13 protein-coding genes are annotated in these 12,631 nt (G+C 64.0%); 5 read left to right on the top strand and 8 right to left on the bottom strand.

The window, feature by feature from the left end:
• Positions 1-22: 22 nt before the first annotated feature.
• From HY57_RS06415 to folE2, 4 genes are all read left to right on the top strand, one after another.
• Positions 23-610 (top strand): sigma-70 family RNA polymerase sigma factor, encoded by a 588-nt coding sequence (locus HY57_RS06415; protein ID WP_019464587.1) that lies wholly within the window; start codon positions 23-25, stop codon positions 608-610.
• Positions 607-1,242, top strand: coding sequence for an anti-sigma factor family protein (locus HY57_RS06410; protein WP_019464586.1), 636 nt, complete (start codon positions 607-609; stop codon positions 1,240-1,242). Before HY57_RS06415 ends, HY57_RS06410 begins: the two co-directional genes overlap by 4 nt.
• Positions 1,239-2,531: a S8 family serine peptidase gene (locus tag HY57_RS06405; protein ID WP_019464585.1), complete on the top strand. Its 1,293-nt coding sequence runs from the start codon at positions 1,239-1,241 to the stop codon at positions 2,529-2,531. Before HY57_RS06410 ends, HY57_RS06405 begins: the two co-directional genes overlap by 4 nt.
• A gap of 64 nt (positions 2,532-2,595) precedes the next feature.
• Positions 2,596-3,495 (top strand): GTP cyclohydrolase FolE2, encoded by a 900-nt coding sequence (folE2, locus tag HY57_RS06400; protein WP_038580590.1) that lies wholly within the window; start codon positions 2,596-2,598, stop codon positions 3,493-3,495.
• Positions 3,496-3,549: 54 nt separating this feature from the next.
• Here folE2 and HY57_RS06395 read toward each other — a convergent pair whose 3' ends face one another.
• Complete coding sequence (locus HY57_RS06395; protein ID WP_026033803.1) at positions 3,550-4,173, bottom strand: DNA-3-methyladenine glycosylase; 624 nt, start codon at positions 4,171-4,173, stop codon at positions 3,550-3,552.
• Positions 4,174-5,097: 924 nt separating this feature from the next.
• On the opposite strand from HY57_RS06395, the gene HY57_RS06390 reads away from it, so the two are divergent.
• Positions 5,098-5,700 carry a GNAT family N-acetyltransferase gene (locus tag HY57_RS06390; protein WP_268746183.1) on the top strand — a complete coding sequence of 201 codons (603 nt, stop codon included), beginning with the start codon at positions 5,098-5,100 and terminating at the stop codon, positions 5,698-5,700.
• A 63-nt stretch (positions 5,701-5,763) separates the two neighbouring features.
• Here the strand turns inward: HY57_RS06390 and HY57_RS21505 are convergent, their stop codons facing one another.
• The 7 genes from HY57_RS21505 to ssb all read right to left on the bottom strand — a co-directional run bounded on the left by HY57_RS21505 (position 5,764) and on the right by ssb (position 12,546).
• Entirely contained in the window at positions 5,764-6,009 is a 246-nt protein-coding gene (locus HY57_RS21505) for a hypothetical protein (protein WP_144240781.1), read from the bottom strand.
• A gap of 367 nt (positions 6,010-6,376) precedes the next feature.
• Positions 6,377-6,787, bottom strand: coding sequence for a hypothetical protein (locus tag HY57_RS06380; protein WP_019464579.1), 411 nt, complete (start codon positions 6,785-6,787; stop codon positions 6,377-6,379).
• 74 nt (positions 6,788-6,861) lie between these two features.
• Positions 6,862-7,269 (bottom strand): MAPEG family protein, encoded by a 408-nt coding sequence (locus HY57_RS06375; RefSeq protein ID WP_019464578.1) that lies wholly within the window; start codon positions 7,267-7,269, stop codon positions 6,862-6,864.
• A 178-nt stretch (positions 7,270-7,447) separates the two neighbouring features.
• Complete coding sequence (locus HY57_RS06370; protein ID WP_019464577.1) at positions 7,448-7,789, bottom strand: antibiotic biosynthesis monooxygenase family protein; 342 nt, start codon at positions 7,787-7,789, stop codon at positions 7,448-7,450.
• A 223-nt stretch (positions 7,790-8,012) separates the two neighbouring features.
• Positions 8,013-8,771: an EAL domain-containing protein gene (locus HY57_RS06365; protein ID WP_019464576.1), complete on the bottom strand. Its 759-nt coding sequence runs from the start codon at positions 8,769-8,771 to the stop codon at positions 8,013-8,015.
• A gap of 171 nt (positions 8,772-8,942) precedes the next feature.
• Positions 8,943-11,585, bottom strand: coding sequence for an excinuclease ABC subunit UvrA (locus HY57_RS06360; RefSeq protein WP_026033802.1), 2,643 nt, complete (start codon positions 11,583-11,585; stop codon positions 8,943-8,945).
• Positions 11,586-11,985: 400 nt separating this feature from the next.
• On the bottom strand, positions 11,986-12,546 hold the full coding sequence (gene ssb / locus HY57_RS06355) for a single-stranded DNA-binding protein (protein ID WP_019464574.1): 561 nt from the start codon (positions 12,544-12,546) through the stop codon (positions 11,986-11,988).
• Positions 12,547-12,631: the final 85 nt, after the last annotated feature.

The following is a 12,631-nucleotide window of genomic DNA, read 5'->3' as shown; positions in this document are numbered from 1 at the left end:
ACACCCTGCCTTCGTCACAGCCATGAAAAATGACGATATTGATGCGGATGAGACGGACCGCCTGCTGCTCCAGCGCATGGCGACAGGCGACCGCGCGGCGCTGGCCACGCTGTACCACGCCTACCACGGCCGGTTGTCCCGGTTCCTGTCGCGATTGACGCGCCGGGCCGACCTGATCGAGGAAGTCATCAACGACTGCTTCTGGATCGTCTGGCAGAAGGCTGGCGCGTTCAACGGCGATTCGCGAGTCTCGACCTGGATCATCGGCATCGCGTATCGCTGCGGCTTGAAGGCGCTGCGCCAGCGCGGCGACGAGCCGGTGGACGAGGAAGGGCTGCCCGAAGACCGCATACCCGCCTTCGACCCCAGCGAAGACCGCGAACTGCGCGACTGGCTGGGCAAGGCCATGGAACGCCTCTCGGCCGACCAGCGCGTGGTGGTAGAACTGGTCTACGGCGTGGGACACACGCTGGATGACGTCGCCGCCATCATGCAATGCCCGGTGGGCACGGTGAAGGCGCGGCTGTTCCATGCCAGGGTGAAGTTGCGCAACGTACTGCCAGCCCTTGCTGGCGAACAGCTCACGCAGAAAGAGAACCGCGTGCCATGAAGTTGACGAAAGACACCGACAAGGATTGTGCAAAGGCGTGGGAAGCGATGCCGTGGGTGCTGCAGGACAGCGCCCCGGCGGAGCAGAGCGCCTGGCTCACCGAACACCTTGCCGGTTGTGAGGCCTGCCGCGAAGAGTTCGCGCAGCAGAGCAAACTGCGCCTGGCACTGGCCCTGCCGACCGGCATCCAGCTCGACCCCGAGGCCGGACTGCGGCGATTGCTGGGCCGCATCGACGCCGAGGAGGCCGACGCACCGGCAGCCCCGGCGCGCACCGGCAGCTGGGTCACCCGTGCACTGGTGGCCGCCGTGCTGGTGCAGGCCGTGGGCATGGGCATCCTTGGCGCGGAGCTGTGGTCGTCCGATGGCGCCCATTCGTCCTACCGCACGCTGAGCGATTCCGCGCAGCGGACCCTGCCGGGGGCGATCCGCGTGGTTCCCGACACCGGCATGAAGCTCGCCGAGTGGAACGCCCTGCTGCACTCGCTGCAGCTCGATGTGGTCAATGGCCCCAACGATGTCGGCGCCTACACCGTGGTGCCGGCGCATGCCTCGTCCGCACCGGACGCTCTGCGGCAATTGCGCGCCGCGCGTGGCATCCGCCTCGCCGAGCCGGTCGCCGCGAACCCATGAAGTACGCCACGCTGCTGCTTCTGTTGGCCATCACCCTGCTGGGCGCGTGCACGCCGTTGCGCCCCGATCCACCGTCGGATACCGCCGCCGGTGGTGGTGCCGTCACCACCATGGACAGCACGCGGGACATCGTGCTCGCCGTCACCAACCCACAGGACCCGCCGCCGACGCACGCCGGCTCCACCATGCTCGGCTATGTCCCCAACGCGAATTACGGCGCGGGACAGCGCGCGATGTCGGCGCTGCAGGCCATGCGCCAGCATTACGGCTGGCACGAGGTAGTGGGCTGGCCCATCAAGGCGCTGAGCCTGTATTGCATCGTGCTCGAACCGCCCTCGGGCATGACGCGCGACGAGCTGCTTGCCGCCCTGTCGAAGGATGACCGCGTCGCGCTGGCGCAACCGCTGCAGGATTACACCGTGTACTCGGCGCCGTCGTCCGACGCGCACAAGTACAACGACCCCTATGCCAACCTGCAGCGGGGTTTCGTCGAAACGGACGCGGCCGAAGCACACAACATCAGCCAGGGCGACCACGTCCATATCGCCATTGTCGACACCGGCGTCGACACCTCGCACCCCGACCTTCAGGGGCGCATCCATGACACCAGCAACGAAGTCGATGGCAACGGGCCGGCCTTCAACCGCGACCCGCATGGCACGGAAGTCGCCGGCATCATCGGCGCCATCGGTGACAACCACGTGGGCATCGTCGGCATCGCGCCACGGTCCATCATCAGCGTCTACAAGGCGTGCTGGTATCCCGCCAACAGCCAGGAAGGCGCGCGCTGCAATTCGTTCACGCTCGCCAAGGCCATGGCGGCGATCCTTGATACCGATGCGCGCATCGTCAACCTCAGCCTTGGCGGACCGCCGGATCCCCTGTTGAACAAGCTGCTTGGGCAGCTGCTGGAACAACAACGCATCATCGTCGCGGCGATGCCACCCGATGGAAGCCATGCCGGATTTCCCGACAGCGCGCCCGGCGTGATCGTGGTGCGCGTGAGCGGCAGCACGCCGGCACCGCCTGGCGTGCTGAACGCGCCCGGCAACGACATCCTCACGACCCAGCCGGGCGGGGGCTACGACTTCACCTCCGGCTCGTCCATGGCCGCCGCTCACGTCAGCGGCATCGTCGCCTTGCTGCTGTCGCTATCGCCCAACCTCGATGCCGGCAGCGTCCGCGACCTGCTCCTGACCAACAGCAAGGTGGTGGGCGGCACGCCACAGGTCGATGCGGCGGCGGCGGTGAACGCGCTGCGCAAGGGCCGCGACGCTTCGCATCGCTGACGCCCTGCCCTCCACCCCTGCCCCCGGTGCCGACGTGAAGCAGATCGCCGAACCCCTGTTCCTCATGCCCGATGTCGCTGTCGATCCCGCGCTGGGCGGCCAGCTGGCATGGGTCGGGATGGAACGCATCGCCACGCCCGTGCGCATCGATGCCGGTGGCTCAACCACGCTGCAGGTGATCGCCAGCGTCGATGCCTTCGTCAATCTAGTGCGCACGGACCGGCGCGGCATCCACATGTCGCGCCTGTACCGGCTGATCGACGAACACCTCGGCGCCGAGCCGATCAGCACGGTGATGCTCGAACGCCTGCTGCGTGCGTTCCTGCAGTCCCAGCACGGGCTTGCCGACCGCGCGCGCCTGCGCCTGCGTTTCGAGCAGCCGGTGCGCCGCATGGCGCTGCGCAGCGGGCAAGACGGGTGGCGCGTGTACCCGGTGACCATCGAAGCGACGATGGAACACGGCGACATGGATGTTTCGCTGGCCATCGAGGTCACCTATTCGTCCACCTGCCCTGCGTCGGCGGCCCTGGCGCGGCAAGTCATCACCGAGCACTTCGCACGGCGATTCCCCTCGCCCGATCCCGTGCCCCGCGATGCCGCGCTGGCGTGGCTGGACAGCGAGCAGGGCATAGCCGCCACACCGCATGCGCAGCGCAGCATGGCCTATGTGTGGACGCGGCTGGCCCATGGCTCGGCCTGGGATGCCCCTGCCCTGATCGACCGCGTCGAAGCCTCGCTGGGCACGCCCGTGCAGGCCATGGTCAAGCGCGAGGACGAGCAAGCCTTCGCGCTGGCCAACGGCAGCAACCTGATGTTCTGCGAGGATGCCGCGCGACGCATCCAGCAGGCGCTGGAGACGGACGACGGCATCGCGGACTTCCACATCCGCGTCGAGCACCAGGAAAGCCTGCACGCGCACAATGCGGTGGCACAGGCGAGGAAGGCGCTGACGCCTCGCGCGTGACATCGCCAGGTGCAACGCGCGCTCCAGCGACGAAACGCACGGGGAAAACCCCACTCAGGGCGATGCGGTCGCCATGCGGCCCGACACGTAGCGATTGTCCGGCACGCTCCATCGCCACGGAAAATCCACGCCCACCCGGATGCCGATGCGCGGCCCGCCCAGCAGCGCGTCGGGCGGGGCGGTGCCGTCATCGACGATGGTGAAGCCGTCGCGTGCACGGACCAGGTCAATGCCGTTCTGCGCACCGGCAATCCCCATGGCCTGCGTCAGGCGCGCCGGCCCGCGGCAAAGATCCCGCTCACGGGTTCCCGATGGGCGCGCCTCATGCATCAGGTCCAGGCCGTGAAGCGGTTCGAGCGCCCGAATCAGCACGCCTTCGCCCGTGGCGCACACGCAGTTGCAGCACCAGTGCATGCCATAGGTGAAGTAGACATACATATGCCCGGCCGGGCCGAACATGGTGGCGTTCCTCGGGGTCTTGCCGCGATACGTATGCGCGGCCGGATCGATGGAGCCCACATAGGCCTCCACCTCCACAATGCGGCCCGCCCGGCCATCCGCGCGGGCAAGGATCTTGTTGAGCAACTGCGGCGCCACCGTCGTGGACGGCCGCTCGAAGAACGGCCGGGACAGCACACGGCCCGGCCACGCCACCGGTCGAGAAGATCCCCTGGGCATCCGAACGCTCCGCTCAGCCTGTCTGAAACACCATTCTAGCCAGGCGCCCCGCAATCACCGTCGCCCTTGACCATACACAGGTCGGGATAACGGGACAGGAAGGCCAGCCGCATGGGCAGGAGGTAGCGCATGCCGAGCGACGTGGGAGCGCTGACCTTCAGCGTATTGGCGGGGAATTTTGATCGACGCCCGCGGCGGTCATCGCCCATGGTTACCACGCATGGATAGGTAGAACCGCTCGCCACGCCGAATGCGGATCTTCGCGGCAACCCCCGCGCTGGGTCGGAAGCGGACGCTGGAACTCGACGTTTCTGGCTTCGGAAGACTGCCGGCCTCAACCTGAGCGCTTTCCACCTTCCAGCCAAGCAGGAGGCTGCAGCCAGCGTGTTACCACGATGTTGAGCTGGGTTCCCACTCCTTCACCGAACCTTATCGGCGCGCTTCGTATTGCCGGCACATAATGCCAGTGCGATTGGCGCCAGGCCCATGCAATCGGGAGAGCAACGATGACCAGTCACAAAGTGAAAGGCGATTCCGACGCGAAAGCGAAAGACCGGGCAGCCAAAGGCCAGGGCCCGGCACGAGCTGGCCAGCAGCATGCGGAATCAAGGGAATCCTCCCATTACGTGGCCGGCCAGGGAGCTCCGGGTGGCACCTGCGACGATGACGGCGACAGCGCAAATCAACAGGGCGACAGTGGCCACGACGCAGCAAAGCCCAACACCAGATAGGGCCTCAGCCCCTCAGACTTTCCTCTTGCGACCGCTTTGGGTCGAAAGCGGACCTTGGAAACGAGTTTCGGGCTAGCCCATTTCCACCCCGACCGGCTTGCCCTCGAACGGCCTCCATCGCGACACGGGTACGTCAGCCTTTGCGTGTGCAATACGTCCCCATTCTCTGGGCTATCTGCACAACAGGCGCACCGTGCTCACTCCTTGGCTTCAACACCCACTGATCCTCAAAGGCTGCCAGGTTGAACTTCGCCCTGTGGAAGAAGAACACCTGGATGCACTCTTCGATGTCGGTCGCGACCGAGACATATGGCGCCTGACTTCCGTGGACTACTCGGACCCTGCCATCTTCTATCAGAGCTTCAAAACCGCGTTGCAAGACCGGGCGCTAGGCAAGGCGTATCCGTTCCTGGTGTGCCTTCGCGGCAGCGGCCGGATCATAGGTACCACGCGGATCCTCGACATTCATCCCGACGACAAAAAGGTCGAGATCGGCGTCACTTGGATCGCAAGCGAGTTCTGGGGTACCGGCATCAATATGGAATGCAAGCAGCTACTGCTCACGTTTTGCTTCGACACGCTCGGCGTCGGTCGCGTCCAGTTTCGAGCCAAGGCCGACAACGCCAGATCACGGCGTGCGCTCGAAAAGGTCGGGGCAACATTCGAGGGAATTCTGCGACGTGACAAGATTGAGCCCAATGGCAAGCCACGAAATACGGCCTTCTACAGCATCGTGAGCGACGAATGGCCATCTGTGAAATCCCATCTCGCAAGCCAGCTGGCAACGCCCCGATAGCCAGGCCTGCCACTCTCGCTCCTGATGCCCGCTACGGGTCGGAAGCGGACATCGACCACCGAACTACGCTTCGTTGATAACTTCCGCCGACGATGTCGCCGCGTGAATCAGGCGAGCCGCGATCTTGTAGGGCCGTGTCACGAAGTAAATGCCGAGACCGATCTGCAGGACATCCAGTAGTGCGGCTATCCTCCCTCCAACTCCAAGCCAGTCAAAAGCTGTTTTCCCGGCATCCGCAGACAATGCGACAGCCCTGAGCCATAGGCCAAGAAGAGGAATGATTGCCTCTTTCAACCACCACAGGCCCATCAGGACGCACCCAGTGGCCACTAGATCAGTTGCGTTGAGCCTTGGACTTTCTGCTTGCTGCATTCCGGAAGTGAGCCATCTTGAAAGAGGGCCGCTTATTGCCCAGACGATGGCCGCGGCGCCGATGAACACCCCGACAGCCAACACCCCAAGCCATTGGGAATCACCCCAAGCTATCGCTTGCCTTCTGAATACAGCGACGAGCCCAAAAGCCTGAAATGCAGCGACGCCCAACCAAAGGGCGAATAGCCTTAGGCCTACCGTTACCAACTGTCTTACTTGCATGCGCTCCCCCTTTTGATCCCCGTTTCACCATACCCGACCAGCGAACAGCGCGTCCGCTTTGGGTCGGCAGCGGACCTGACAATCAAGGATCCCAAATCGGCTTGGTAATGGGGAGTGATGTCCGCGAACTGATGGCCTGGAGGAGTTCATCAAACCTCGCAATGCCACCATCCAGCCAGAGTGTCCTCCCTCCCTGAAGCTCAACTGCGCCAGTTCTCCCACCTTTCGTTCGCCGGACGCTGATAGCCTTGATGCTCGAAAGCGCATATTGCCTGCGCATAAACGAGCCAGCATCTATCTCCGCGTCGGTTACCCGCACCGAGTACATCCATTCGGATGCACCAATCGCGGCAACGACAAGCGCAAAGGCCGATGAAGCAACGAATCCGGTGAGCGACGCCTGACCTATAACTGCGCCAAGCAGGAAGACTGTCGCCAAGCAGAAAAGGAGCAGCGAGCGTCGCCGGGGAAACCTGAAAGTATCAACGGACATGCGGCCCTCGATATCTCCTGATTTATGTCCGCTTTGAGTCGGAGGCAGACACCCCAATCATCCAAACGCATGAACTATCGTGCGAGTAATGCCAACGTCCAGTAGACCGCGATCGTTAGCTGAACTGCAAAGAAGAAAAAGCGCGCATTGACCGCGAAGATACTTAAGGAGACGAGATGCGTGATTGACTGGGCAATGCGGGCAAACAAGAGCCATGGGGCTAACGTATCGGTAAGCCCGGTACGGCTGGTCAGCATAGCGACAAGAAGAAGGCCACCAAAAACAGGAAGGCTCTCGATACAGTTGGCATGTGCCCGCGCCAGTCGCTGCAAAAATGGGGATAGGTTTGAGTTGTCGGGCTTGAATTCATTGGACTTGGCACGACCGGAGAGAACCAGATAAGAGCGAATGCCTTCCATGAGCACGAGCAAGAAGAGTGCCCAAGCGATGAATAGCGTCAGTACCAAGGCAGAAGTACTCATCGATCAACTCTCCTGCATTCTGAAGTGGATGAATATGCCTTGCCGATCTTGGAAGGGCCTTCCCACGTTTGATATCCATTACTCTCCCTCAAGAAGAGCTGATATCACCTACGGCACTCTTGGCGCTAACAACGTCCGCTTCGGGCCGAAACCAGACGTCTGCCGCTGACTCAAACCGCTAGCTTTCGGTCTTCGTTTGACGGGTCGGCACCATCAGATCAACCACTGGCTCAAGAACGATTTCCGGCAGGGTCTCGGCAATGGCGCTACGCATGAGCTCCCCGGTCTCCCTGTCGAGCGTACCTGCCGAGAAGGCCGCTTCCCGGGCGGCCCTGTCCGGCCACTGAGCGTAGCTATACCAGATGCCCTCCGGACCGCGATGCAGTCGTGAACCCAGTGACCCGTGTCGATGCAGATAAAGCTCGGAGATACGCGTCCAGGCTTCGATGAACTGAGCCTCCTTCCCTGGATGCAGTCGCCACCGATAGATGACGGCAAAACCGGCGGTGGATTCTTTCATGGCTGCCACTCCTTTCATTGCCTGGGTCCGCTCCTAGCACAGCGGGCGGATCCCGAAGGTCTGCTGCGCGATCTGGTCGGCATGGGTGATGCCAAGGTGTGGTCGATGGAACAAGCCCATCTCCGATGTCAGGGGCGTGCGTTGTTTCGTGCATCGAGGAGTCGCGCTGTCGCGGCCCGCTCCACGATGCGCCTGGGGTTACGTGACTCCGCAAAAACATGTTTCATGATCGGGCGGCATAGAACGCCTTGAGCTCTTCCGCCGGCACGGACTTCGAATACAGCCAGCCTTGCGCGTACTGCACACCGATGTCGCGCAGCAAACGTTCCTGCGCGACGGTTTCCACACCTTCGGCCACCACGTAATGCCCTGGCATGCGGATCAACGCGGCGACCTGTTCCAGCCGCGCACCGCCTGTGCCTGTCAGGCTGGCCACGAATGCCTTGTCGAGCTTGATCACCGGAACCGGTTGCCGGGACAGCACGATGAAGTTGCTCTCGTCCAGATCCACGTCGTCCATGGCAATGAGCTGGTGCCCGCGAGCCAGGTCACGCAACTCGGCCAGACCGAGCCGGTCGGGAATGCCCCGCTCGGTGATCTCCAGGATGATCTGCCGCCTCACCTCGAACAGCGCCGCCCGGCGCGAGGCGTATTCCAGCCCTCCCCGCCCGAGTACTTCCGGGGGAATGTTGATGCCGACATGCGCGCTGCGGTGCCTGCGCAGCCAGTCGCCCAACTCGCTGGCAACGGTGTCGATGACCCAATAGGTCAGCAGGCCCGATACGGGGGTGTCTTCCACGACCGGCACGAAATCACCGGGATACAGCACGTGCGAGCCGCGCCGCCAGCGCACCAGTGCCTCGCAACCCACGCAGCGGCCATGCTCCTGGAGTGCGATGGTCGGCAGGTATTCAAGGAAAAGCTCGTTGCGGTTCATGCCCTCATGCACCGCACTGGGCGTGATGTCGTCGTGCGCTGCCATGGTTTCCCCACAAGACCCCGGCCCTGGGAAGGACTCTAGCACGCTCGTTCATCCGTTCCCGGCTGCAACCGTGGCCCCATCAGGCGCTCAGGCGCGTCATCCGGCACGACCCACGCCATAGCGATATCAGCTTTGCTGACGACGCCGCCTCAGGTGGCCCAGTCACTCATGTCACTTGAGCTGCTGTGCAAGAAACGGGGCCGTTCGGCTACCGCGTGCCCGCGCCACCTGTTGAGGCGTGCCAGTGGCCACGATAAGGCCGCCGGCATCGCCCGCGCCTGGCCCCACGTCGATCACCCAATCCGCCTGGGCCACTGCGCGCATATCGTGCTCAACCATCACCACGGTATTGCCGGCATCGACCAGGCGCTGCAACTGGACCATCAGGCGATCGGCATCTGCCGCGTGCAGCCCCGTGGTCGGCTCGTCGAGGACATACAGGCTGCGACCACGCTGGCTGCGCTGCAATTCGGTGGCCAGCTTGATGCGCTGCGCCTCGCCGCCGGACAGTTCGGTGGCAGGTTGTCCCAGGCGCAGGTAGCCCAGCCCGATCTCTTTCAGCAATTGCAGTGGCCGCGCCACGGCGTCCTCATCCGCGAAGAACTCGTGCGCTTCGTCCACTGTCATCCGCAGCACTTCGGCGATGTTGCGCCCGTTCCAGAGCACCTTCAGCGTCGCCTCGTTGTAGCGGGCACCATGGCACGTCGGGCATGGTGCGTAGACACTGGGCATGAACAGCAATTCCACGCTGACGAATCCCTCGCCCTCGCAGGTTTCGCAGCGCCCCTTGGCCACATTGAACGAGAACCGCCCGGCATCGTAGCGACGGCGGCGCGCATCTGGCGTGGCGGCGAACAGCTTGCGCACGTGGTCGAACAGGCCGGTATAGGTCGCCAGGTTGGAGCGTGGCGTACGCCCGATCGGCTTCTGGTCCACCTGCACCAGTCGCTGTATGGCATCCACGTCACCGGCCAGATGGCCACCGGTGACCTCGATCACCGCCGGCCCTTCGCTGTTGCCGCTTTCGGCCGCATCGTCTTCGGGCTCGTGGCCCAGGTGCAGCAACACCAGCTCTGGCAACGCCTGCGCGACGAGACTGGATTTGCCCGAGCCGGATATGCCGGTCACCGCCGTCAACACGCTGAGCGGAATACGCGCATCCACACCGTGCAGGTTGTGGCGCTGGATGCCTTGCAGCTCCAACCAGCCGGCGGGTTTGCGCTCACGGCTGCTGGGCGAGGGGATCTCATCGAACAGATAGCGGGCGGTACGCGATTCGGCAATCGTGCGAAGGCCGGCTGGCTCACCGCTGTAGAGCACGCGGCCACCGCGCTCACCGGCCTCCGGCCCCACGTCCACCAGCCATTGCGCGCGGCGCATCAGGTCCAGGTCGTGCTCCACCACGAACACCGAATTGCCTGCATCGCGCAGCCTGTCGAGCGCGTCGTAAAGCGCCTGGCTGTCGGAGGGATGCAAGCCCGCCGAGGGTTCATCAAGCACGTACACGACGCCGAACAACAGGGAACTCAATTGCGTGGCCAGCCGCAGTCGCTGCAACTCGCCGGCCGAAAGGGTGGGCGTGGCCCGGTCCAGCGTCAGGTAGCCCAGGCCCAGCCCGCGCAGTTGACGCAGACGCCCCACCACGCCACCGGCAAGGCGTTGCGCGGCGAGGCGCTTTTCTTCCGATAGCGCGGAGGTGCGTCGCACATCGGGCGCCACCGCATGAACGGCGCGGCCGGAAGCCTTGCGTTCCGCTCGGTCGCGCCGGGTGGCTTCCTTGTCAGTGCCAGCGCCCGCCGCATGGGCGCGGAAGTCGCCTTGGGCGATGGGTTCGAGCAACGCCGCCAGCTGGTCCACTGGCATTTGCATGAACTCGCCAATGTCCACGCCAGCGAAGGTCACCGACAGCGCCTCCGGCTTGAGCCGCTTGCCGTGGCAGGCGGGGCACAGCTTGCCTTCCATGAAGCGGGAAACGCGCCTGCGCATCAAAGCACTTTGCGTACTCGCAAACGTGTGCAACACGTAGCGCCGCGCCCCCGTGAAGGTGCCCATGTAGCTCGGCTCCATCTTGCGCCGGAGGGCAGCGCGCGTCTCGGCAGGCGTCAAGCCGGCATAGACGGGCACGGTCGGGGTTTCTTCCGTAAACAGGATCCAGTCGCGATCCTTCTTGGGCAGATCCTTCCATGGACGGTCGACGTCGTAGCCCAGGCTGACCAGGATGTCGCGCAGGTTCTGCCCTTGCCAGGCCGGCGGCCACGAGGCGATCGCCCGCTCGCGAATGGTCAGCGAGGGATCGGGCACCATGGTGGCCTCGGTCACCTCGTACACATGGCCCAGGCCATGGCAGGTCGGACATGCGCCCTGCGGGGTGTTCGGCGAAAAATCCTCGGCGTACAGCATCGGCTGATGCGCCGGATAGGCGCCGGCGCGCGAGTACATCATCCGTATGAGGCTGGACAAGGTGGTCACGCTTCCGACGGAAGAGCGCGCATTGCTGGCGCCGCGTTGCTGCTGGAGCGCTACCGCCGGTGGCAGGCCATCGATGGCATCGACATCCGGCACCCCCGCCTGATCGATCAGGCGGCGAGCATACGGAGCCACCGACTCGAAATAGCGTCGCTGCGCCTCGGCATAAATGGTGCCGAAGGCGAGCGAGGACTTGCCGGAGCCGGAGACCCCGGAAAACACCACCAGCGCATTGCGCGGTATGGAGACGTCGACATCCTTGAGGTTGTGCTCGCGCGCGCCACGCACTTCCACGAGGCCGCTGGCCGCAGCGGAACAAGAGGATTCACCGAAAGTAAGGGTTGGCATGTTCTTATCCTGCCGGTCGTGAGAGTGCGATGGAAAAAATGCTGGATGGGATCGTTCAGGCATCCATTTCACGCAGCCCCGTGTCATCAAGCGGGAGCAGCCAAGCGAGCCCTTTACGCCTTGTTCGCTCGGTACATCCAACTGTCGATCGGTACCCGTCCGCTCGCGTCATACCTTCCGGGAGATACGCTTGACCCGCGGCGTCGCCGTTAAGCCCGTGAAGGAAAAAGGTGCAGCGCGAATCTCTTCGGTCATTCATGGCGGCTGATGAAGGGATGCCGCAACGCATCACCCTGCGGCACACCCGACACCCGACCCAACGAGTACGCCTCGCAAACAAAAAGCCCATGGCGACCATGGGCTCTTTGATATCACGCAACGATGTCGCCGCCGATGAAAATCAGAACGGGATATCGTCGTCGTCGAAGCTGTTGTTCTGCACCGGCGGCGCGGACTGGCGCTGCTGGTTGCCGTAGTTGTCGCCGCCGCGCGAGCCGCCGCCGTAGTTGTCGCCACCGCGGGACTGCTGGCCACCGCCGTAGCCGCCCTGGCGCTGGCCACCGCCGCCGCCCTGGGAGGAGCGCTGGAAGTTGCCGCCGCCACCGCCGCCCGCACCGCCTTCCGAGCCACCGCCGAGCATCTGCATTTCGGCCGCGATGATGTCGGTGCTGAAGCGCTCGACGCCGTCCTTGTCGGTGTACTTGTCGGTGCGCAGCGAGCCTTCGATGTAGACCTGGCGACCCTTCTTCAGGTATTCGCCGGCGATTTCAGCGAGGCGGCCGAACAGCTTCACGCGATGCCACTCGGTGCGCTCTTGCTTCTCGCCGCTCTGCTTGTCGGTCCAGTTTTCGGACGTGGCGATACGGATGCTGGTGATCGCCGTACCGTTGCCGGTGTAGCGGGTTTCCGGGTCCGCGCCGAGGTTGCCGACGATGATGACTTTGTTGATGCCGCGTGCCATGGGTTTTGATGTCCTCTGTGAGCCGGCGCTGCGTTCTTGGGCAGTCAGCGCCGGGATGTTGGTCCGGCGGCCATCATAACCGCGC

Source organism: Dyella japonica A8 (assembly GCF_000725385.1).
GTDB lineage: Bacteria > Pseudomonadota > Gammaproteobacteria > Xanthomonadales > Rhodanobacteraceae > Dyella > Dyella japonica_C.
The sequence above is the reverse complement of the archived record's forward strand: the minus strand, read 5'-3'. Positions and strand labels throughout refer to the sequence as shown.